This is a genomic window from Curtobacterium sp. MCBD17_008 (assembly GCF_003234475.1).
Taxonomy (GTDB): Bacteria; Actinomycetota; Actinomycetes; order Actinomycetales; family Microbacteriaceae; genus Curtobacterium.
Map to the genome: position 1 here is coordinate 128,969 of NZ_QKTK01000009.1, position 21,602 is coordinate 150,570.

A 21,602-nucleotide genomic window follows, 5' to 3' on the forward strand; every position below is an offset into this window, starting at 1 on the left:
CCCAGCAAACCGGACAACCGTACGATGACGGGGTGAGCACCGAGCGACCCACGCTGCGCGCCGTCGCCGAGCGCTCCGGCGTCAGCATGAAGACGGTCTCACGCGTGGTGAACGGCGAGCGGTACGTCGCCGCCGACACCGCGGCACGGGTCCTGACCGTCGCCGCCGAGCTCGGGTTCCGCCCGAACACGCTCGCGCGCGAGTTCCGCGCCGGTGGACGGTCCGCCACGATCGGGCTGGTCACCGGCGACGTCGCGAACCCCTTCTACTCACGCATCGCGCGGGGCGCCGAGCGCGCACTCCGCGCACCGGGGCTGAGCCTGCTGTCCACCTCGAACGACGAGGACGCCGACCGGGAGCGCACCCTCGTGGCGCAGCTCGTCGAACGCCGCGTCAGCGGCCTGCTCGTCGTGTCCGCCGACGACGACCACTCCCTGATCGCCCGGGAGCGCGCCCTCGGCACGCCCGTGGTGTTCCTCGACCGCGCACCGGCGGACGTCGACGCCGACTCGGTCGTCCTCGACAACGCCGGCGGCATCCAGACCGCGGTCGAGCACCTGCTCGAACGCGGACACCGCCGCATCGGCCTGGTCGGCGACCTCAGCCGGCTGTCGACCCACCGCGAGCGCGTGCACGCGTTCGGCGACGCCATGCGCGCGGCCGGCGTGCCGGACTGGCAACGGTGGGTGCGCAGTGACTCGCACGACCTCGACGAGGCCTCGCGTGCCGTGCGCGACCTGGTCGACGCCCCGGAGCCGCCGACCGCGATCGTCACCACGAACAACCGGATCACGACCGGGGCACTCCGCGCACTCGTCGACCGCACGGACCGGCCCGCCCTGGTCGGCTTCGACGATTTCGACCTCGCGGACGTCCTCGGCATCACGGTCATCGCCTCCGATCCGGACGCCATGGGCCGGGTCGGGGCCGAGGAGCTCCTGGCACGCATCGCCGGCGACGACGGGCCCCCGCGGCACCACGTGCAGCCGGTGCGGTTGGTCGTCCGGGCCTCCAGCAGCACGGCCCGCTGACCGCCCGGACCGCGAGGGGTGCTCCGTCCGTACCTGTCTCAGGTCGGGCGACGGGGGCAGGATCGACGGTGGGCCGCACCCGGCCCGTCATCCCCACCCCACGAGGAGACCCTTGCGCACCGTCAACGCGTACGCGGCACCGTCCGCGACCGAACCGCTCGTCAAGACCACCATCGAGCGCCGCGACCTCCTGCCCGGCGACGTCATGATCGACATCGACTACGCCGGCATCTGCCACTCCGACATCCACACCGTCCGCGGCGAGTGGGGCGGCATCGAGTACCCGCAGGTCGTCGGTCACGAGATCGTCGGCCACGTCTCCGAGGTCGGCTCCGACGTCACGAAGCACCGCGTCGGCGACCTCGTCGGCGTCGGCTGCATGGTGAACTCCTGCCGCGAGTGCGAGCAGTGCCTCGCCGGCCAGGAGCAGTACTGCCTGCAGGGCAACACCGGCACCTACGCCTCGGTCGACCGCGCCGACGGCACCATCACGCAGGGCGGCTACTCGCAGGCCGTCGTCGTCGACCAGGACTTCGTCCTCCGCGTCCCCGAGTCGCTCGACATCGAGCGGGTCGCGCCGCTGCTCTGCGCCGGCATCACGCTGTACTCGCCGCTGCACCACTGGAACGCCGGACCCGGCATGCAGGTCGCGATCGTCGGCCTCGGCGGACTCGGCCACATGGGCGTCAAGATCGCCGCCGCCCTGGGTGCCGAGGTCACCGTCCTGTCGCAGACGACCTCCAAGAAGGAGGACTCGCTGAAGTTCGGCGCGAAGGCCCACTACGCGACGAAGGACCCGGAGACGTTCGAGGAGCTGCGCGGCTCGTTCGACCTCATCATCAACACCGTCTCGGCGAAGATCGACATGGCCGCACACCTGAGCCTGCTCAAGGTCGACGGCACGATGGTCAACGTCGGGGCGCCGTCCGAGCCCCTCGAGGTCCCGGCGTTCGCGCTGCTCCCGGGCCGCCGCAGCTGGGCGGGCTCGTCCATCGGCGGCATCCGCGAGACCCAGGAGATGCTCGACTTCTGCGCCGAGCACGGCATCCTGCCGGAGACCGAGCTCATCAGCGCCGACCAGGTGAACGAGGCCTACGAGCGCGTCCTGAGCTCGGACGTCCGCTACCGCTTCGTCATCGACGCCGCCACGCTCGCCTGACGACGCCTCCCCTCCCGCCCGGCGGTCGCCGGCCGGGACGCACCGGACGGGAGGCCCGCCACCTGCTGGTGACGGGCCTCCCGACCGGCTCCGACCCCGTCGCGATCCTGACCGGAACCTCCGTACCCGCCCCCGAAGGTCCACGGAACGCCGTCCACCGGGGCACACCGCGCCGGGCGACTCGCATCCGGACGCCGCTCCGGGAGAAGGTGAGAGCATGACGACTCCGGAGACCCCGGCACCCGCCGCCGCCATCGTCGCGGTGTCGGGGACCGACACGGGTGGCGCGATCCAGGACCTCGCCGGCATGTACGCCGGGCGCGCCTGGTACTCCTCGCCGATCGACCGTGACTACTGGTACAAGTACGTCGGCGTCGGTGACGACCGGATGAGCATCCGTCGCTCCCAGATGCACGGCCACCTCCGCGGCGACGTCGCCGTCGAGGGCGAGGTCGTCGTGCAGTGGATCGACGCCGGTCGCGCCCGGGTGGACGTCGGCCGGGACGAGGTCCGCATGCAGCCGGGCGTCCCGACCCTCTTCCCGGTCGAGCAGCGCTTCGAGATGGAGTACGAGGACTGGGACCAGCGCCTCGTCCACCTGCGCCGGGACCTCGTGCTCGACGTGGCCGCCGAGCAGTTCCTGGTCGACGGCACCCTCGCGTTCGACCGCCGGACGCCACCGACGGCCGCGGCCATCGAGGTCTGGCGCGGCTCCGTCGCCGCCGCCGTCCGCTCGCTCCGGGTCGACGGCCCCTCGTCGCTCGCGTGGCACGAGGCGCAGCGCGACGTCGCTCGGTCCCTGTTCGGGCTGTACCGGTTCCAGGGCGAGACGCAGCCGGACGGGTACGGCGAGCGCCGCAACGCACGACTCCGCGCCGCGGTGGAGTTCCTGCACGAGCACGCCGGCGAGCCCCTCAGCGTGTCGGACATCGCCCGCGCCGCCGACCTGAGCGTCCGGGCACTGCAGGAGTCGTTCCAGCGGACGCTCGACCGCACCCCGATGAACTACCTGCGTGAGGTCCGCCTGCGGCACGTCCGGGCGGACCTGCTGGCGGCCGAGCCGGGGTCGGCCTCGGTCGCGGAGATCGCCTCGCGGTGGGGGTTCAGCCACATGGGGCGGTTCTCCGGCGAGTACCTGAACCGGTTCGGCGAGTACCCGCGGCAGACGCTGCGGCACTGACCGGTCGGCCGGTGCCGGTGCCGGTGCCGGTGCCGGTGCCGGTGCCTCAGCCGACCTCGTCGCCCGTCGGCAGCGCGCTGCACCAGTCGATCGCGGTCCCGGCCAGCGAGGCCTCGAGCGCGCCCGAGGTCGCATCGACCACGCTGACGAGCGCACCGTCGGACGACTGCGTCGCCACGGCGACGAACTGCCCGTTCGGCGACGGGCAGACCGCGGTGATGCTCGCGTCGTCGGGCACGGTCACCGCGAGCCGGGAAGCCCGTGCCCCGTCCACCCGCAGGATGCGCGCGGCCAGGGTCCCGTCCTCGCGGACCGAGCCCACCACCCGCAGGTAGACGTCCTCCGCGATCGGGGCGATCCGCCCGAGGTACGCCGAGTCGGTGCTGGCCGCCGGTGCCGGCAGGTCCGTCCGCTCGCCGTCGGTCAGGTCGAGCTGGACGATCCCGTTGCCGGTCTCGACGACGGCGGTCGTGCCGGAGCCGACGAAGCCGTGCAGGTAGGTCGCCGACCCCAGCCGGACGGCGTCGTTCCGACCGCTCATGTCGACGAGCACGAGGTCGTCGGCGCCGGTCCGGACGAGGGCGCTCGCGGTCCGGGGCACGTACGCCCACTGCGCCACGGAGATCGGGGTCGCCCCGGCCGTCGGGGTGCCGTCGGCGGCGACGGGTTCGGGCTGGTGCGTGCCGGTGAGGTCGACGACGTACAGGCCGACGTCCTCGGAGCGCCCGGAGGACGTGTCGGCGTACACGAACCCGAACGAGGAGCCGTCGTCGGCCGCGTGCAGGGCCTTCGCGGAGCCGCGGGAACTCGGCATCGACAGGCGTTCGACGGGCACGGCGTCGTCCTGCACCCCGCCCGCGAGCGGCACGATGTCGATGGCGGACCCGCCGTCCCGGTCGTCCCGGAGCACGACGAGGGAGCGGGCCAGGCCGGCGTACTCCGTTATGCCCTGCGCGCGGTACACGGTCCGCGAGCCCGCGGCGCCGAGGCCCCGGCGGACGATGCTGTCCGGACCGCCGTCCGTCCCCGGCACCACGGCCAGGACGTCCGTGGTCCCGGTGCGGATCGTCGTGCGCAGTTCCGACGTCGCAGCCTGTCCGGGTGCCCGCACCCCGCGGACGGTGAGCGTGTACTCGCGGTCGTAGGCGAGCGGTCCGGCGAACTCGACGGCGACGGTGTTGCCGCTCGACGTGACCGAGAACGGCGCCGCGGGGCGGACGCGCACGGCGGACGCGGGCACCTGCTGTACGGCCTGGTTCGCGGTGAGGATGACCCGCTGCGCCGGTCGGGTGACGAGGTCGCCGGCGTCGTAGGACACCGAGCGCAGCCGGGGCCCCTGCTGCGTCCCCACCACGGCGGCGAGCGCAGCGATGACGGCGAGCACCAGGACCGTGGCGACGAAGCGGCGACGGAAGCGGTGCGCGACCGGGCGACGCGGACGGGACTCAGTACTCATACGGGTCCGAGGGCTGCTCGACCGGGCTGACCCGGGCCGCGCGGATGACGAGGCGGGCGTCCGAGGCGGTGTCCGGGTTCGCGGCGAGGGCACCCTCGACCCGGACCCACTCGCCCTCCTGCGGGGAGGCGTCGTCGGTCGTCACGCCGATGCCGACCGGCTGGGCGTCGACGGCGCAGCAGCTGACCACGAAGCGAGTGAGCGTGAAAGACCCGTCGGACCCCGGGACGACGAACCCGGTCAGGGTGAGCTTGCGGCCGACGAGCGCGGTCGTGTCGGTCGTCTGCCGGATGAGCGCCGCCCAGTCCTTCACGCCGTACTCGGACGTGTCGACGGACTCGCTGCCCAGGAGCGTCACCGGCGCACCGGCACCCGTCGCGTCGGACAGCGAGGCCGACCCGACGCTTCGCTGCTGGGCGGTCCGGGCGGAGAGGGTGGTCGGCGGCAGGACGAGCATCGCCACGACGGTGCCGATCGTGACGAGCGCCGCGACGGACCCGAGCACCACGTGCAGCAGGCGCCCGCCCTCGGCCGGCCGCGGTTCCGGGTCACCGTCGTGCGCGTGGGCGCCGTGGCGGGCGACCACGACGAGCCCCGCGATCGACGCGGGCACGGCGACGGCGGCGAGCACGAGGGTGAAGGTGGCGTAGCGGGGGTTGATGTACAGGTCGAGGTGGTCGGCGATGCCGAGCCACAGGGTGCCGACGGCCACGGCCAGCACCGACCCGAGACCGAGCAGGGTGCGGCGCAGCACGGTGCGCTCAGACGAGGACATTCATCACCAACCCGACGGTCGCGGCGAACAGGACACAGACGACGGCGAGCAGCACCAGGAAGCGTGCCCGGAACGTCGTGCGGAGGAGGGCGATCATCTTGACGTCGATGATCGGCCCGATGATGAGGAACGCGGTGATCGACCCCGGCAGGAACGTCGACGCGAAGGACAGCGCGAAGAAGGCGTCCACGTTGGAACAGAGCGACACGGTCATCGCGAGGAGGATCATCGCCAGCACCGACAGCACCGGGTTCGCCCCCACCGCGACGAGGGTGCTCCGCGGCACCGCGACCTGGATCGCCGCCGCCAGACCCGCACCGACGAACAGGGCCGGCATCATCGTCGCGGTCTCGCCACCGAAGTGCGACGCGCTCTCCCGCCACTTGTCGCGCACCGGTGGGGCACCGACGGCCGCGCGGCACCGGGCCTCGAACGCGGGGAGGAGCAGGTCGGCGGGTCGGCGGTGTGCGGCGACGATCCAGCCGACGAGGTTCGCGACGACGAAGCCGCCGACGATCCGGGCGGGGAGGATCCACCCGGACCACCCGAACGCCTGCGCGGTGCTGATGATGACGAGCGGGTTGAGGATGGGTGCCGCGACGAGGAACGTGACCGCCTCGGCCGGGGTGAACCCGCGGAGCATGAGGCCGCGCGCGAGCGGGACGTTGCCGCACTCGCACACGGGGAAGAGCATGCCGATCAGGGAGATCACGGCTCGGCGCGGGATCGGCCGGGTCGGCAGGATCCGCTCGAGGACGCCGTGTGGGACCCACACCTCGACGACGATCGACAGGACGATGCCGAGCACGACGAACGGCAGGGACTCGACGACGACGCTGATCGCGAGCGTCAGGAAGTCCTGCAGCACGTCCGGCAGCCCCGCGGTGCCGACCGCCGGGGAGACGATGCGGACGGCGAGGAGCGCCACGACGGCGGCGAGCACCAGACCGGGACCGGTGAGGCTGCGGGAGCGCGTCGTGACGGGGCGGGCGCGGGTGCTCGTCACCCGGACAGGATAGGCGAACCGGGCGCCGAGGACCCCGACCGGCGGGCCCGTGCCCTGCCCGACGGCGGAGACCCCTCATCCACGGCGGCCGACCCCGGCGCGGCGGTGCGGCGGTGCGGCGGTGCGGTCAGCGTGTCGTCGTGAGTCCGTCCACGTGCCGGTCGAGGACCGTGATCGCCCGGTCCCCCGCCGCGCCGGGCTCGAGCCGGGCGACGTGCATCGCGAGGCCGTCGATGAGGGCGTGCAGCCGCTGCGCCTCGTACTCGCGGTCCTCCTCGGGCACGCCGAGCATCGTGAGGACGCGCTCGCACCACTCCCGCATCTCGGCCACGACGCGGTCGAGCGTCGGCCGGAGCTCCCGGTCGGTGAGCGCGGCGTTCCCGAGCGCCAGGTAGACGTCGAGTTCGACCACCCGCTCGGCGTCGAGCGGCAGCAGTTCGACGAGCACGGCGCGCACGCGGTCCCGGACCGGCAGGTCGTCCGGGATGGCGGCGATGCGCTCGCGCGTGCGGTCGAAGACCAACGCGATGGCGTGCTCGCGGACGCTCGCCTGGGTCGGGAACGCGTACCGGACGGTGCTCGGCGGCAGTCCGGCCTCGGCGGCGACGTTCCGGACGGACAGTGCGCCCAGGCCGTCACGGGCCAGGACCCGGTGGGCGGCCTCGGAGACGGTCCGACGGCGTTCCCCGAGGTCGATGCTGCGCGCCATCCGACAATGTTCGCACAGTCGTACGACTTCGTGCTAGAACTGGGGGTCGTGAAGTCGCACACTCGTACGACTTCGGATCGGAGGAGCACATGGCATGGGTCGTCCTGGTGCTGTCGGGCGTGCTCGAGGCCGTCTGGGCCACCGCACTCGGCGCGTCGAACGGGTTCAAGCGGGTGGTGCCGACGATCGTCTTCGTCGCCGGTATGGCCCTGAGCATGGTCGGGCTCGCGTTCGCCATGAAGGAGATCCCGGTCGGCACCGCCTACGCCGTCTGGGTCGGCATCGGGGCGTCACTGACCGTCCTCGTCGCGATCGCCCGTCGGCAGGAGGCCGCGTCCGTCGCCCGGATCGCGCTGGTCCTCGGCCTGGTCGCGTGCGTCGTCGGACTCAAGGTCGTGAGCTGATGGCCTGGGTCGTCCTGTTCGTCAGCGCCGCGTTCGAGACCGTCTGGGCCACCGCCCTCGGCGAGAGCGACGGGTTCACCCGGCTCGGCCCGACGCTCGTCTTCGCGGTCACGATCGTCCTGAGCCTGGGTGCCTTCGGGTACGTGCTCCGGCACATCCCGATCAGCACCGCCTACGCGGTGTGGACCGGCACCGGCGCGGCCCTCACCGTCCTGTGGGGCATGGCGACCGGTGCCGAACCGGTCACCGTCCTGCGCGTGGTCTTCATCGCGGGCATCGTCGGCTGCGTCGTGGGCCTCAAGCTCGTGCCCGCGCGTCCGGCCCCGCCGCGCGGCTCGGCTCGGCGGACGGCGCGGCCGGAGCGGGCGGCGGACACCACCCGCTGAGCCGCGGCAGGGCCGTGGCGCCGCCCGCGCGAGCAGACGACGGACGGGAGGCCCGGTGCCAGCTGGCACCGGGCCTCCCGGCCGTCAGGTCGCCCCCGGACCGATCAGACCGAGGCGCCGGTCCACTCGTCGAGCGCCGCGACGTGATCGGCGCCGGCAGTGCCGGCCGCCTGGGCGGCCGCCACCCGCTCGAGGTGCGTCGGCGGGTTCGCCGGCACGTGTTCGGGGCGGTCGGCCTCGTTGATGCGGCGGAGCTCCGGGACGATGTCCTCGGCCAGGATGTCGATCTGCTCGAGCACCGTCTTGAGCGGCAGGCCCGCGTGGTCGATGAGGAAGAGCTGGCGCTGGTAGTGCCCGACGTGGTCCTTCATGGTCGCGTACCGGTCGATGACCTGCTGCGGCGAGCCGACGGTGAGCGGCGTCTGCGCGGTGAAGTCCTCCATCGAGGGGCCGTGGCCGTACACCGGGGCGTTGTCGAAGTAGGGACGGAACTCGCCCCAGGCGTCCTGCGAGTTCTTCCGGGCGAAGAACTGCCCGCCGAGGCCGACGATCGCCTGGTCCGCGCGCCCGTGACCGTGGTGCTCGTAGCGCTGGCGGTACAGCCCGACCATCTGCTCGGTGTGCTGGATGGGCCAGAAGATGTTGTTGTGGAAGAAGCCGTCGCCGTAGTAGGCGGCCTGCTCGGCGATCTCCGGGGTGCGGATCGACCCGTGCCAGACGAAGGGCGCCACGCCGTCGAGCGGACGCGGCGTCGAGGTGAAGCCCTGCAGCGGTGTGCGGAACTGCCCCTGCCAGTCGACGACCTCGTTCTCCCAGAGCTGCCGGATGAGCGCGTAGTTCTCGACCGCCAGGTTGAGGCCCTGCCGGATGTCCTTGCCGAACCAGGGGTAGACGGGGCCGGTGTTGCCGCGGCCCATCATGAGGTCCATGCGGCCGTCGGAGATGACCTGGAGCATCGCGTACTCCTCGGCGATCCGCACCGGGTCGTTCGTCGTCACGAGCGTGGTCGACGTCGAGAGGGTGATGTCCTTCGTGACGCCGGCGAGGTAGCCGAGCATCGTCGTGGGGCTCGACGCGACGAACGGCGGGTTGTGGTGCTCGCCGGTCGCGAAGACGTCGAGACCGGCCTGGTCCGCGTGCTGCGCGATGGTCAGGATGTCCCGGACACGCTGGGTGTCGTCCGGCGTGGTTCCCGTGGTGGGGTCGGTCGTGACGTCACTGACCGTGAAGATCCCGAACTGCATGATGCGCCGCCTCCGTCGTGTGCTGGCTTCCGTGCCGTTCTATGCGTTTGCATCGAACTGACGGGTACAACGTAGCGCACGTCACGGCATTCCCGCCAGGCGCGGGCGGGCGTCCCCGCCAGGCGCGGGCGGCGACGGCCAGGAGGCACCGGTCGCTTCAGACGCGGACGGCCGGCCCGTCCGGACGGGTCGTGCGCGGCACGGTGTGCATCCCGTCCGCCAGCCACACCGCGGTGATGACGGCGAGGACGCCCGCCGACGAGGCCATGCGCCCGGCGAGGAGCATCGCCCCGTGGTCGCCGCCGGTCGTCCCCACGAGCAGGGCGACCACCCCGACGAGGACCGTCGCGGCGACCGCGAGCAGCAGCACGACCGTGACGACCCGGCGCGGGCCGCGATGCCCGTCACGGTCCCCCCGCGTGCCCCGGTCGACGGCCGGCCCGACCGCCCGGACGAGACCGAGCCAGAACAGGGCGACCGCACACGCACCGATGATGTCGCTCACCCGGTGCCAGCCGTACACCACCGTCTGGTTCGCGACGAAGACGGCGTACACCGCTCCCACGACCAGGACCACCGGCCGGAGACGTCGCGGCGTGACCATGAGCACGGCGAAGAGCGCGGCGAGGGCGATGGTCGCGTGCCCGGACGGGAACGAGTTGGGCGTCGGTGACTGGGCGATCTCCGGGCGCTCGGCGATACGCTTGAGCAACGTCGAGGTGGCCGCGGACGCGAGCACCACGAAGCCCGCTCCGAGCCCCACGGCGAGCCGCCTGCGTGCGAACGCGACGGCGGCGATCACGACGACCAACAGCAGGATCACCGGGACCGAGATGACGTTGAGGGCGGTGTCCGACCCGAACAGGTCGGACTCGCGGACACCGCCGAGTGCGGCGTCCTCGATCCGCTGCCCCGTCGGCGTCAACACCGCGACCGCGTAGACGGAAGGCACGATCACGAACCCCAGAGCCGCGAGCAGCGCCCACCGGAACCTCCGGGACACGCTCGGTCCACGTCCGTCGTCGCGGGACTCCGGCGCGGTGCGCTCGGGGGTCCGGATCACGGGCATCGTCCTCCTCGGAGTCATCGTCGTCGGTCTCGCCGTCCGCCTGCTGGGCGGGAAGCGATTCGGTCGGTCGGGGTCCGACACGATACCGTTGCAGCGCCCGTCGGGAGCTGGGAGCACCGGCCTCCGGAGCGGGGCCACGGCCCTCCTGCGACAGGTGTCCGGACAGCACGCCTCCGGACAGCGTGACACAGGTCGCGGTGGCGGGCAGCCGTACAGCGCGATCGTCGCGCAGGAAGAGGAGACCGAAGTGGCCATCAAGGAACCGGGCATCACCGCCTCGCCGAACCGCGCACTGGCGATGACCGCCGGCACGTTGTTCGCGATCTGGGGCTTCCTGGGCTTCTTCTTCGCCCAGGACAACGGTGGACAGTTCTTCAGCCGCGAGGGTGGGTTCCTCTGGAACTCCTTCATGCTGAACCCCGCGCTGTGCGCGATCTGGGCGCTCCTGGCCGCCGCGTTCTTCATCGTGGGCCTCGGCAACACGATCGGGTCCCGTGCGGTGAACCTGGTCATCGGTGTCGTGCTGCTCGTGCTCGCCGTCTACGGCTTCGTGTTCTCGGCCACCTCGGCGAACGTCCTCGCGCTGAACACGACGGACAACGTCTTCCACGCGATCGTCGGCGTCGTCCTGGTCCTCACCGCGCTGGGTGCCGACAAGGAGAACCTCCGCGCGCTGCGTGCGGCCCGCGCCTGACCCGTACCTCCACGACGACGCCCGTCTGCCGATCAGGCAGGCGGGCGTCGTCGTTCAGGAGGCGTCGGACTCCGGCGTCCCGGCGGGCTTCGGCGCCTCGAGCTGGGTCGCGACGACGCGGGGTGACTCGGACATGAACCGCCGCACGTCCAGGTCGACGATGATGTCCGCCGGGCGGAGGGGGCGCGTCAGGTACAGCCCGTCGAGTGACGTCAACCGCGACAGCGCCACGTAGGTCTGGCCCGCGCTGAACACCCGGTTGCCGAGGTCCACCACCGCACGGTCGTAGGTGCTGCCCTGCGACTTGTGGATCGTGACCGCCCAGGCGAGCCGGAGGGGGAACTGCTGGAACTCCCCCACGGTGTCCTTCTTCAGTTCCTTCTTGTCCGGGTCGTAGGAGTACTTGAACTTCTCCCACACCGAGGGCTGCACCTCGAAGTCCTCGCCGTCGACGCTGACCCAGACCGTGTCCCGGATGCTCCGCACGATGCCGAGCGTGCCGTTCACCCAGCGCTGGTCCGGGTCGTTCCGGAGGAACATGACGTGCGCGCCCGGCTTGAGTTCGAGCGCTTCGTCCGCGGGGAAGTTCCGCCCGCCGAAGTCGCCGTTGACGTCGGCCCTGGCGGTCTTCAGCTTGCCGGGCAGCCGTTCGAGGGCGGCCTTGTTGATCCGCGCCACGGTGTCGTTCCGCGTGGCGAGGGTGATGGCGTCGTCCGGGGCAGGACGGGCGCCGGCGGCGTTGAGCTGCCCCGCGACGTCGGCGGTGACGCGGCCGTGGCGGACGGCCGTGAGCATGGCGGCGAAGGCGTCGTCGCGCTGGCGGTGCACCGTCGCGAGCTCGATGATGTGCAGTTCGGCCTCGAGCCACACCTTCGCGTCGAAGAACCACATCGACCGGTAGTGGTCGGTGAAGTAGGCACGCTCGTCGCCGTCACCGGGCACCGGCGGCAGCTGGTACGGGTCGCCGAACATGACGACCTGCACGCCGCCGAACGCCTCGGACTGGCGTCCGCGGGCCTTGCGCAACGACCGGTCCATGGCGTCGAGCAGGTCCGCGTTCACCATCGAGACCTCGTCGATGACCAGGGTGTCGATGGTGTTGAGGAGCTTGCGGGTGTCGGGCCCCTGCCGCAGCTCGGCGTCGGCGATCAGGCCGATCGGCAGGCGGAACAGCGAGTGGATGGTCTGTCCGCCGACGTTCAGCGCAGCGACCCCGGTGGGCGCGCAGATCACGACCTGCTTCTCAGTGTTCCACGACAGGTGGTTGAGCAGCGTCGACTTGCCGGTGCCGGCGCGGCCGGTGATGAAGACGTGGTCGCGGGTCGACTCGATGTACTCGAAGACGGCGCGCTGCTCCGCGGAGAGTTCGACGCTCACGGTGCGCTCGACCCGCTCGGGACGGGTGCCACGGCCGGGAGGCCCGTGTGCGGTCCCGCCAGGGCGTCCCCGCCGGTCTGCTGCGTGCGGCGGAGGCGCACGAGTCCGACCACCACCACGGTCACCACCACGAGCACCCCGGCGACGATGAGCACGGCACCGCCCCGCGCCTGGTCGACGAGCGGGTCCGGTCCCCAGGTCCGGCCCATCGCTCCGAACCAGGACGCCTGCAGCAGCCCGAGCGGCCCCTGCATGGCGATCCCGAGCGACACCGTGCCCGCGGCGACCACGACGGCTCCGGCGCCGCGCACCAGGAACGCCGCAGTCGACGGACGGCGGGCACCGATGGCGACCGGCGTGAGGAGCGTGGGCAGCGCGAGGAGGCCGACGACCAGGAACACGAGGTCCACGACGGTGCGGCCCGTCGCGTCGCTGACGGACCAGCGGAGCACGTCGGTGGCGTAGAGGCCCCACCAGATGCCGGCGAGCAGCACGAACGCCGGGAACGGCTGGACGAGGTAGCGGACGACGGCGTTGTCGACGAGGACGGCGGTCCACTCGCGGACGCCGGCGCTGTCGTCCTCCCGCGGCAGCACGGCCGCGCGGATGAGTTGGACGGGCGCTGCCGCCCAGACGAGCGCGGGCACGACGAGGCCGAGCAGCACGTGGGCGCCGACGTTCGCGGAGACCAGGAAGCGGTCGTAGGTGTGGAGCGCACCGGAGGTCGCGACGACGAGCGCCACGATCGCGATGCCGGCGGCGACGGACCGGCGGACGGGCCAGGCACGGCCCTGCCGGCGCAGGCGGACGACCCCGGCGGCGTACGCGGCGACGAGCAACACCGCCGCCATGAGCCAGAAGAGGTCGACGTTCCAGTTCGTGAGCCACCCCCACGTCCCGGGTGCGGCCGGGAGCGGGTCGTCGGTCAGGATCTCGGCCGGGGTCGGGTCGCTGGTCTTGCTCAGTGCGACCTGCCCGGCCGGGGTGGCGGTCCGGCCGAGGGCGGCGGCGAACCCGGACGCGACCCCCATCACGGCGAGCTCGACGACCACGAGGGTCCAGAACGGCCGGACGCGCGCCGGGCTGGTCGTGAGTGACGCGATCGCCCGGCGACGGTGCACCGCCCCGATGACCCCCATCGCGACGATGGCGCCCACCTTGACGAGCACCAGGACGCCGTACGGGCTGCCGAGTTCGTCGAACGCCCCGATCCGGATCTGGGCGGAGACGACACCCGAGACGGCGACGAGCACGAAGCACCCGAGGGCGACGCTGGAGTACCGGCCGACCACGGCGGCCAGGCGTGCGCCGGGCAGGACGTCGCGGACGAGCACGAGCATGACGAGTCCGCCGACCCACAGCGCTGCCCCGACCAGGTGCAGGCCGAGCGCGGTGACCGCTGCGTCGTGGCTCGCGGTGCCGGCTGCGTGTCCCTGCTGCGTGAGCGGGACGAGGCCGATGAGCGAGACCGCCGTGGTGAGCGCGACCATCCCCCGGGACCGCACCGCGAAGCACAGCACCGTGACGACCGCCGCGACGAGCACGGTCGTCAGCCAGGCGAGCCCGAGGTCGGTGCCCGTGAGGAACACGCCCATCGACTGCCCGAAGCCGGCGTCGAGGCTGACGGCCCCGCCCGCGACGCTGAGGTAGGTGAAGAAGGTGGTGACTGCCGCGGTGACGGTCCAGACACCGGCTGCCCCGGCGGCGACGTCGATCGCGCGGTCCCACTCCGGCGCGGTGCGGGACAGGCCGATCGTGGCGAGCGCGAGTCCGCCGATGGTCGCGGCCGCCGAGAGGTCGACCAGCATGCGCGCGAGCGGCAGTCCGAAGCGGACGACGGCGCCGGGGTCGGCGATGAGCGCGGCATCGGCTCCACCACCGACGACGAGCGCCACGAGCAGGGACACGAACGCCACGAGCAACAGGACGCCGGGGCCGGCGATGCGCGCGATGCGGTTCACCCGTCAAGCCTAGGCGCTGCCCCGGGCACGCCGACGACCACGCCGGCCTGCTGTGGGAACGACGGAAGGGACGGCGCGGACGCCGTCCCTTCCGTGGAGCTTGCGGGGTCTTACTTGACCGACGCCTTGAGCTTGCTGCCGGCGCTGACCTTGACCGAGTCGCTCGCGGCGATCTCGATGGCCTCACCCGTCTGCGGGTTGCGACCGGTGCGCGCGGCGCGGTGGGTCTTCTCGAAGGCGATCCAGCCCGGGATCGTGACCTTGGTGTCGTCCGCGACGGACTTGCCGACGACGGCGAAGAGCGCGTCGACGACGCCGTTGACGGTGGCCTGGCTCTGGCCGGACTCGGCGGCGACGGCAGCGACGAGCTCGGTGCGGTTCAGTGACTTGTCAGCCATTGGATGTCCTCCTCGGACTTCTTGCGTATGGGTCGGACGCGGACGTCCGAATGCCCGGGACGGTTGTCCCGTGCTGCAGGCCCGGCGGGCCGAGGGCCCGTGGAACCGGTGATGAACCTACCAGCCGGTCCCGGGGTTTCCCGTCGACTCGCCCGGTTTTCCGGGCCTGCGGAGCAACAGGAGGGACTGGTGGGGCGGATGTGACGACCGATGTGTGGTTCGTCGCCCGCAGCGCACGCCTCCCGCACGACGACGACGCCCCCACGACCTCGGGAGGTCGCGGGGGCGTCGGGGGTGCTGGTGCTTACCAGGAGCTCTTCGTGATGCCCGGCAGTTCGCCACGGTGGGCCATGTCGCGGAAGCGGACACGGCTGATGCCGAACTCACCGAGGTGGCCACGGGGTCGGCCGTCGATGGCGTCACGGTTGCGGTAGCGGACCGGCGACGCGTCGCGCGGCAGCTTCTGCAGGCCGACGCGGGCGGCCTCACGGGACTCGTCGGTGCCGTTCGGGTCCACGAGGGCCTTCTTCAGCTCGAGGCGACGCTCGGCGTAGCGCTCGATGACGACGGCGCGCTGGTTGTTCTTCGCGATCTTGCTCTTCTTCGCCATGACTCAGCGCTCCTCACGGAAGTCGACGTGCTTGCGGATGACCGGGTCGTACTTCTTCAGCACGAGACGGTCGGGGTTGTTCCGGCGGTTCTTCTTCGTCACGTACGTGAACCCGGTACCCGCGGTGGAACGGAGCTTGATGATCGGACGGATGTCCTGACCGCGCTTCGCCATCAGATCTTCTCCCCACGGGCGAGGATGCCCGCCACGACGGACTCGATGCCACGAGCGTCGATCACCTTGATGCCCTTGGCGCTGACGTTGAGCGTCACGTTACGACGCAGCGACGGCACGTAGTAGGTCTTCTTCTGCACGTTCGGGTCGAAGCGACGCTTCGTCCGACGGTGCGAGTGCGAGATGGCGTGTCCGAAGCCGGGAACGGCGCCGGTCACCTGGCACACTGCAGCCATGGTTTCCTCCTGATGAATACCGTGCAGCCGATCGGCTGCACCCAAGGTCACTTGCCTGGCGCGCACGCGCTGCACCACCGGAGGTGGCTGAGCGAGGGGGTTGTGCGCACCGCCCAGACCGGCGTGCCGGCTCCCGGCGACCCAGCTGAACCCGGAGGTTCAGTCGGGCCTGGAGGCTCGGATCCGGCACCACGCGACCGCGGCGTTCGCGACGGTCGGAGGGCAGAACAACGGGTGCTCCGCGCAGGCGCGGAGAACCAGCCACTCACGTTACGCGACCGCCGGGCGCGTCGCAAGCCGGGCCTCCCGTCCGTGCCCGCCGGGTCCCGCCGGGACCGGCCGGCTCAGCGCCGCAGACCGGATGGCGGCAGGAGCAGCCCGCGTTCCTGTCGGATCCAGTAGAGACCGGTCGCTCGCCGCTCCGCCCTGGTCGCGAAGCGGTACCGGAAGACCCGCGCCCGCACCCACCTCGGCCGCTGCCCGTCGAACGGGTCGTGTCGGAGCAGCCGGAGCGTCGGCCGGTCGGCCTCGAGCAGTCGCAGGACGAACACCCGGAACCACCCGTCGTCCGCTCCGAGCGCCAGGAACCACATGAGCCAGTCGAGCCGCAGGTGGTACGGCGCGAACTGGGCCGGACGCCGCCGCGGGTCACCGGGCTTCCCCTTGAACTCGTAGGGGGACCAGTCGTCCTCGTCCGGGTCCTCCGCCAGGGTCCCCTCGACGATGACCTCGTCCCGCTCCTGCGTCACGCTGCCGAAGGCACCGTAGGCGTTGGCGAGGTGCCACCGGTTGAAGGAGGCGTTCATGAGCTGCCGCCGCGACACCAGGTTCTTCGCCGAGGGCCAGGACAGCACGAGCAGCAGCAGGCCGACCACGACCGTCAGTCCCACGAACCACGCCGGGGTCGCGGTCGGTCCGGTCTCCGCGATGCCCTGGAGGAACGGCAACACCGTCGCCACGGAACGGTCGTCGATCGCGGCGAACGTCAGCACCAGGGTGATCCAGTTGAGCCAGGCGAAGTTGCCCGTGACGACGAGCCACACCTGGGTGAGCAGCACGAGCGCCGCCGCGATCGAGGCGACCGGCTGCGGGGCGAAGAGCAGGAACGGGACGCCGAGCTGGACGACGTGACTGCCCAGGGTCTCCAGTCGGTGCACGGGACGGGGCAGCAGGTGCGCCGTCCGGGACATCGGGTTCGGCATCGGCTGTGTCTCGTGGTGGTAGTACAGCGCCGTCAGGTCCCGCCACGACCGGTCGCCGCGCATCTTGATCATCCCGGCGCCGAACTCGAGCCGGAACACCAGCCACCGGATCGCGACGAGGACGACGATCGGCGGCGCGACCTCGTCCGAACCGAGGAACGCGACGACGAACAACGACTCGAGCAGGAGTGACTCCCACCCGAACCCGTAGAAGGTCTGCCCGACGTCGGAGATCGACAGGTAGGCGAGCCAGAGCAGCAGGAAGCACAGGACCGGCACCCACGCCGGCCCCCGTTGCGGCAGCCCGACGACGATGCCGGCCGACAGGACGGCCCCGCTCCCGGCCAGGATCCGTAGACGCCGGTCGGTGTACCGCCACCACCGCCAGACGACGGGCAGGGTCTGCGCGTACCGCCGCTCCATGAACCGCGGGACCGGGAGCAGACCCCGCTCACCGAGGAGCGCCGGGAACTGCGCGACGGCGGACAGGAACGCCAGGCACGCGATCGCCGCCACCCCGCGCTGGAGCACGAAGCGGGCGACGTCGTAGTCCTCCGCGCCCGCCCAGCTCGTCCACGTCTGCAGGTCCACGCGCCGGACGCTACGCGGGCGTCTCCGCGGGTGCGTCCTGGTCCGCGCGGTCCGGCCGTCCGGTGGCCGCCCGGCTAGACGCCGTCGGTCGCGCGCGGCGCCAGCGCCTGCACCATCAGCGCACCGAGCTCCCGCGGGACCGTGAGCATCGGCCAGTGCCCGGCGTGCAGCCCGACGATCTCGAGTTCCTCGGTCGCGACGAGTTCCGCGGCCCAGGCCTGGTGGTCGGCGACCATGCCGGCCAGCTCGTCCGCCGCGATCTCGCACGTGATGACCGTCGCCGGGATCCGGTGCCGGGCCGGGTCGGTGTAGTGGAACCGGTCGGAGGCCACCCGCGCGGGTTCGGCGACCGCCCGACGCTCGAGGTCCGCGCGGACCTCCGGCGTCATGTCGCGGACGGTCGCGGGTTCCCAGACGTCCCAGGGCGGCAGCGGGACCTGTCCGTCGACGACCGGCAGCTCGTCGTTGACGCACCCGCCCTCGGGGCCGGGGAAGGTGTCGACGTACACCAGGTGCCGCACCCGGCCGGGGCGTCGGTCGGCGGCCATGGCGGCGATCGGGCCCGCGCCCGAGTGGCCCACGAGCACGACGGGTTCCGGTGCGGCGTCGAGACGTCGGACGAGGTCGGCCACCTGCTCGTCGAGCGTCGCCCCGTTCCGGGTCACCGCATCGACGCTGTGGCCGGCGGCCCGGAGGACCGGGACGACGTCGTCCCACGCGCTCGCGTCGAGCCAGAACCCGGGGACGAGGACGACGTGCATGTCCGGGAGACTACGCGCCACCACGGACAGCGGCACGGGCGGTGCAGACGTCGCACTCGCCGAAGACGTCGACCACGTGGCTGGCGTTCGAGAAGCCGTTCGCCGCGGCCGTCGCACGGGCCCACTCCTCCACCGGGTCGGCCTGGATCTCGACCGTCCGGCCGCACACCCGGCAGATGAGGTGGTGGTGGTGCTTGTCGGTCGTGCAGGCCCGGTACAGCGATTCGCCGTCCTGCTGCAGCGAGTCCGCGTCCCCGTCGTTCGCCAGGTCGGAGAGCGCCCGGTACACGGTCGCGAGGCCGATCGTCGACCCGCCGTCGCGCAGGTGCGCGTGCAGCGCCTGCGCGCTGACGAACCCCTCGGTCTCGGAGAGGGCGCCGCGGACCGCTTCGCGCTGCCAGGTGTTGCGTCGTGGCTTCTGCACGGCGTTCATGCTGTGACCCCTTCCTTCGTGGTGGCCGGGAGGCTCGTCCCGCCACCGGTCTGTTGCTCGCGGTCCGTCACCCGGTCGCGTCCCCGGCGTTCCCGCCGGGCGCCGATGACCCGACAGACGACCCAGATGAGGAACGAGATGGTCGTCACGTACGGGCTGATCGGCAGGCCGCCGCCCAGTGCCAGCAGGATGCCGCCGACCACCGACGTCACCGCGAACACGACGGAGAGCAGCGGGACCAGCACCGGGTTGACGGTCACCCGCAGGGCCGCGGCCGCCGGCGTGACGAGGAGCGAGAGCACGAGGAGCGCCCCGACGATCTGCACGGACACCGCCGTGGCCAGGCCGAGCACGAGCATGAACACGAGCCCGAGCGTGCGGACCGGGATCCCGGCGGCGGCTGCGACGTCCGGGTCGACGGACGAGAACATCAGCGGGCGCCAGATCACGACGAGGGTGATGACGACGACGGCCGAGATGAGCACGAGGAACCCGAGCTGCGGGTTGTCGACGGACACGATCTGGCCGGTGAGCAGGCCGAACTTGTTCGCCGCCCGGCCCTTGTACAGCGCCAGGCAGAGGATCCCGAGGCCGAGGCCGAACGGCATGAGCACCGCGATGATCGAGTTGCGGTCGCGGGCACGGCTGCCGAGCAGCCCGATGAGCAGCGCGGCGACGAGCGACCCCACCACGGAGCCGCTGACGACGTTGACGCCGAGCAACAGGGAGGCGCTGGCACCGGCGAAGGACAGCTCGCTGATGCCGTGCACGGCGAAGGGCATGTTCCGGGCGACGACGAACGGCCCGATGAGCCCGCCGACGACACCGAGCACGGCGCCCGCGAGGATCGAGTTCCGCACGAGCACGAGCAGCTCGCCGTAGTCCTGGAACGAGAAGACGGTCGACCAGAGGTCCATCAGAACCGTCCTTCGTCCGGGCCGACCCCGTGCGGGGCTGGTTCACAGTGGTGGTGGCCGACGCCCGCGGTGTCGTGCGCGTCGCTCGCGCCGACGATGACGATCCGACCCATCGTGCGGACGACGTCGACGGGCGTGCCGTACAGGTCGCTGAGCACGTCGGCGCGGAGGACCTCGTCGGGAGCGCCGATCCGGAAGCGTCCGCCGGCGATGTAGAGCACCCGGTCGACGACGTCGAGGATCGGGTTGACGTCGTGGGTGACGAACAGCACCGCGGCGCCCTGCTGACGGCGCTGCCGGTCGATGAGCTCGGTGACGCCGCGCTGGTGCCGGAGGTCGAGCGAGATGAGGGGCTCGTCGCACAGCAGGAGCGCGGGGTCGGCGGCGATCGCCTGGCCGACACGGGTGCGCTGCTGCTCGCCGCCGGACAGCTCGGCGACGGGTGCGTCGGCGAACTCGGTGGCACCGACCTCGTGGACGATCCGGTCGATGCGCTCGCGCTCGGCCTTCCGCTCGGGTCGGAGGCCCCAGCGGTGCCCTGTCACGCCCTGCGCGATCATGTCGCGGGCACGCAGGGGGGTGCCGGACTCCATGAGCCGCTGCTGCGGGATGTACCCGATCTTCCGGTGCCCCCGGCGGACCGGTCGTCCGAGGAACGACATCGAGCCGCTCGTCAGACGCTGCTGGCCGAGCACGGTCCGGAGCAACGAGGTCTTGCCCGCACCGTTCGGTCCGAGGACCGCGACGAACTCACCCGGTGCCACGTCCAGGTCGAGGCCGTCCCAGAGCGCGCGGCTCCCGTACGAAAGCCCGGCCTGGCGGAGCGCGAGCACAGCGGGACCGCCACTGCGCGCGGCAGTGGCGGTCCGGTTCGGCTCCTGGACCGTCGTCACTTCGTCAGTGCCGCCTGCACCGCGTCGATGTTCGCCTGCTGCCACGAGACGTAATCCTCCCCCTTCGGGAGCGTCTCCGTCACACCGACCACCGGGACACCGGCGTCCTCGGCGGCCTTCTGGACCTGTTCGGTCTCCGGGCTGGAGGTCTGCTCGTTGACGGCGAGGAGCTCCGCACCGCCGTCCGTGAAGAGCTTGAGCGTGTCGTTGAGCGCTGCCGGCGGGACGTCGTCGCCCTCCTCGATCGCCTCTGAGAAGTCACCGGGGGTCACGTTGTCGAGGCCCATCGCGTCGAACAGGTAGCCCGGCACCGGCTCGGTGTAGGCGACCTTGTCCCCGTCGACCGTCCGCGCGATGTCGGCGGTCTGCGACTCGAGGTCCTGCAGCTTCTCGGTGAGTGCGTCGGCGTTCGTGGCGAACGTGCTCTTGTCCGCCCCATCGAGGTCGCTGAGGCGCTTCGCGACCTCGTCGACGAGCTTCACCATGGCCGGGTAGCTGTAGAACACGTGCTCGTTGAACTCGTCGGAGCCGCCCGAGTCGAGCCCGGAGACGTCGACGGCGTTGATCAGGTCGGCCTCCGTGTTCGACGACTTCGCGAGCGTCGTCATGAAGTCGTCGTAGCCGCCGCCGTTCTCGATGAGCAGGTCGGCCTTTGACACGGCGAGCTGCGTCTTCGCGCTCGACTCGAACGAGTGCGGGTCCTGGGACGGGTCCTCGAGGACGCTCGTCACGTCGACGTGGTCGCCGCCGATCGTCTCGACGATCGAGCCGTAGACGTTCGTCGAGGCGACGACGCGGATCGTGCCGTCGCTGCTGTCGTCGGAGGGCGTGGAGGAGGTGGCGCAGCCGGTCAGGGCGAGCGCGGCGGCGCCGACGACGAGCGGCAGGGCGAGGAGGCGGCGGGAGTGCATGGGGAGGACGCTAGCGCCAGGTGAT

Annotated in this window: 24 protein-coding genes; 6 read left to right on the forward strand and 18 right to left on the reverse strand. The window is 71.9% G+C overall.

The window, feature by feature from the left end:
* Positions 1-32: 32 nt before the first annotated feature.
* From DEI95_RS10285 to DEI95_RS10295, 3 genes are all read left to right on the forward strand, one after another.
* Positions 33-1,031, forward strand: a complete 999-nt coding sequence (locus DEI95_RS10285; protein WP_220036649.1) for a LacI family DNA-binding transcriptional regulator — start codon at positions 33-35, stop codon at positions 1,029-1,031.
* Between the two features lie 112 nt (positions 1,032-1,143).
* The gene (locus tag DEI95_RS10290; protein WP_111060168.1) at positions 1,144-2,190 is read left to right on the forward strand and encodes an NAD(P)-dependent alcohol dehydrogenase; all 1,047 of its coding nucleotides are present in this window, start codon (positions 1,144-1,146) and stop codon (positions 2,188-2,190) included.
* 217 nt (positions 2,191-2,407) lie between these two features.
* On the forward strand, positions 2,408-3,370 hold the full coding sequence (locus tag DEI95_RS10295) for a helix-turn-helix transcriptional regulator (RefSeq protein ID WP_110823179.1): 963 nt from the start codon (positions 2,408-2,410) through the stop codon (positions 3,368-3,370).
* Positions 3,371-3,416: 46 nt separating this feature from the next.
* Here DEI95_RS10295 and DEI95_RS10300 read toward each other — a convergent pair whose 3' ends face one another.
* From DEI95_RS10300 to DEI95_RS10315, 4 genes are all read right to left on the reverse strand, one after another.
* Positions 3,417-4,826: a hypothetical protein gene (locus DEI95_RS10300; protein ID WP_111060169.1), complete on the reverse strand. Its 1,410-nt coding sequence runs from the start codon at positions 4,824-4,826 to the stop codon at positions 3,417-3,419.
* Complete coding sequence (locus tag DEI95_RS10305) at positions 4,816-5,601, reverse strand: TIGR03943 family putative permease subunit (RefSeq protein ID WP_110823175.1); 786 nt, start codon at positions 5,599-5,601, stop codon at positions 4,816-4,818. Before DEI95_RS10305 ends, DEI95_RS10300 begins: the two co-directional genes overlap by 11 nt.
* The gene (locus DEI95_RS10310) at positions 5,588-6,607 is read right to left on the reverse strand and encodes a permease (RefSeq protein WP_181419441.1); all 1,020 of its coding nucleotides are present in this window, start codon (positions 6,605-6,607) and stop codon (positions 5,588-5,590) included. The genes DEI95_RS10305 and DEI95_RS10310 overlap by 14 nt, the downstream gene beginning before the upstream one ends.
* 127 nt (positions 6,608-6,734) lie before the next feature.
* Positions 6,735-7,316 (reverse strand): TetR/AcrR family transcriptional regulator, encoded by a 582-nt coding sequence (locus DEI95_RS10315; protein WP_110823173.1) that lies wholly within the window; start codon positions 7,314-7,316, stop codon positions 6,735-6,737.
* A gap of 89 nt (positions 7,317-7,405) precedes the next feature.
* Between DEI95_RS10315 and DEI95_RS10320 the strand changes: the two genes are divergently transcribed.
* Complete coding sequence (locus DEI95_RS10320; RefSeq protein WP_110823171.1) at positions 7,406-7,720, forward strand: multidrug efflux SMR transporter; 315 nt, start codon at positions 7,406-7,408, stop codon at positions 7,718-7,720.
* A complete protein-coding gene (locus DEI95_RS10325) occupies positions 7,720-8,106 on the forward strand; it encodes a multidrug efflux SMR transporter (RefSeq protein WP_110890626.1) in 387 nt (128 codons plus the stop codon). Before DEI95_RS10320 ends, DEI95_RS10325 begins: the two co-directional genes overlap by 1 nt.
* A 104-nt stretch (positions 8,107-8,210) precedes the next feature.
* Here the strand turns inward: DEI95_RS10325 and DEI95_RS10330 are convergent, their stop codons facing one another.
* On the reverse strand, positions 8,211-9,350 hold the full coding sequence (locus DEI95_RS10330; protein WP_110890625.1) for a CE1758 family FMN-dependent luciferase-like monooxygenase: 1,140 nt from the start codon (positions 9,348-9,350) through the stop codon (positions 8,211-8,213).
* A gap of 157 nt (positions 9,351-9,507) precedes the next feature.
* Positions 9,508-10,419, reverse strand: coding sequence for a phosphatase PAP2 family protein (locus tag DEI95_RS10335; protein WP_181420404.1), 912 nt, complete (start codon positions 10,417-10,419; stop codon positions 9,508-9,510).
* A 247-nt stretch (positions 10,420-10,666) separates the two neighbouring features.
* On the opposite strand from DEI95_RS10335, the gene DEI95_RS10340 reads away from it, so the two are divergent.
* On the forward strand, positions 10,667-11,113 hold the full coding sequence (locus DEI95_RS10340; protein ID WP_110823163.1) for a DUF4383 domain-containing protein: 447 nt from the start codon (positions 10,667-10,669) through the stop codon (positions 11,111-11,113).
* Positions 11,114-11,167: 54 nt separating this feature from the next.
* Here DEI95_RS10340 and DEI95_RS10345 read toward each other — a convergent pair whose 3' ends face one another.
* From DEI95_RS10345 to DEI95_RS10400, 12 genes are all read right to left on the reverse strand, one after another.
* Entirely contained in the window at positions 11,168-12,490 is a 1,323-nt protein-coding gene (locus DEI95_RS10345) for an ATP-dependent RecD-like DNA helicase (RefSeq protein ID WP_110823161.1), read from the reverse strand.
* Positions 12,487-14,451, reverse strand: a complete 1,965-nt coding sequence (locus DEI95_RS10350; protein WP_111060170.1) for a cytochrome c oxidase assembly protein — start codon at positions 14,449-14,451, stop codon at positions 12,487-12,489. Before DEI95_RS10350 ends, DEI95_RS10345 begins: the two co-directional genes overlap by 4 nt.
* A 110-nt stretch (positions 14,452-14,561) precedes the next feature.
* The gene (locus DEI95_RS10355; protein ID WP_110823157.1) at positions 14,562-14,849 is read right to left on the reverse strand and encodes an HU family DNA-binding protein; all 288 of its coding nucleotides are present in this window, start codon (positions 14,847-14,849) and stop codon (positions 14,562-14,564) included.
* Positions 14,850-15,153: 304 nt separating this feature from the next.
* Entirely contained in the window at positions 15,154-15,459 is a 306-nt protein-coding gene (gene rpsN / locus DEI95_RS10360; protein WP_111050903.1) for a 30S ribosomal protein S14, read from the reverse strand.
* A gap of 3 nt (positions 15,460-15,462) precedes the next feature.
* Positions 15,463-15,633: a 50S ribosomal protein L33 gene (gene rpmG / locus DEI95_RS10365; RefSeq protein ID WP_110823153.1), complete on the reverse strand. Its 171-nt coding sequence runs from the start codon at positions 15,631-15,633 to the stop codon at positions 15,463-15,465.
* Positions 15,633-15,869: a 50S ribosomal protein L28 gene (rpmB, locus tag DEI95_RS10370; protein ID WP_110823151.1), complete on the reverse strand. Its 237-nt coding sequence runs from the start codon at positions 15,867-15,869 to the stop codon at positions 15,633-15,635. The genes rpmG and rpmB overlap by 1 nt, the downstream gene beginning before the upstream one ends.
* A 344-nt stretch (positions 15,870-16,213) precedes the next feature.
* Entirely contained in the window at positions 16,214-17,662 is a 1,449-nt protein-coding gene (locus tag DEI95_RS10375; RefSeq protein WP_111060171.1) for a lipase maturation factor family protein, read from the reverse strand.
* 74 nt (positions 17,663-17,736) lie between these two features.
* On the reverse strand, positions 17,737-18,423 hold the full coding sequence (locus DEI95_RS10380; RefSeq protein WP_111060194.1) for an alpha/beta fold hydrolase: 687 nt from the start codon (positions 18,421-18,423) through the stop codon (positions 17,737-17,739).
* A 10-nt stretch (positions 18,424-18,433) separates the two neighbouring features.
* Positions 18,434-18,856: a Fur family transcriptional regulator gene (locus tag DEI95_RS10385; protein WP_110823147.1), complete on the reverse strand. Its 423-nt coding sequence runs from the start codon at positions 18,854-18,856 to the stop codon at positions 18,434-18,436.
* Positions 18,853-19,773 carry a metal ABC transporter permease gene (locus DEI95_RS10390; RefSeq protein WP_110823145.1) on the reverse strand — a complete coding sequence of 307 codons (921 nt, stop codon included), beginning with the start codon at positions 19,771-19,773 and terminating at the stop codon, positions 18,853-18,855. Before DEI95_RS10390 ends, DEI95_RS10385 begins: the two co-directional genes overlap by 4 nt.
* Positions 19,773-20,666 carry a metal ABC transporter ATP-binding protein gene (locus DEI95_RS10395; protein WP_110823143.1) on the reverse strand — a complete coding sequence of 298 codons (894 nt, stop codon included), beginning with the start codon at positions 20,664-20,666 and terminating at the stop codon, positions 19,773-19,775. Before DEI95_RS10395 ends, DEI95_RS10390 begins: the two co-directional genes overlap by 1 nt.
* Positions 20,663-21,577 carry a metal ABC transporter solute-binding protein, Zn/Mn family gene (locus DEI95_RS10400; RefSeq protein ID WP_111060172.1) on the reverse strand — a complete coding sequence of 305 codons (915 nt, stop codon included), beginning with the start codon at positions 21,575-21,577 and terminating at the stop codon, positions 20,663-20,665. Before DEI95_RS10400 ends, DEI95_RS10395 begins: the two co-directional genes overlap by 4 nt.
* Positions 21,578-21,602: the final 25 nt, after the last annotated feature.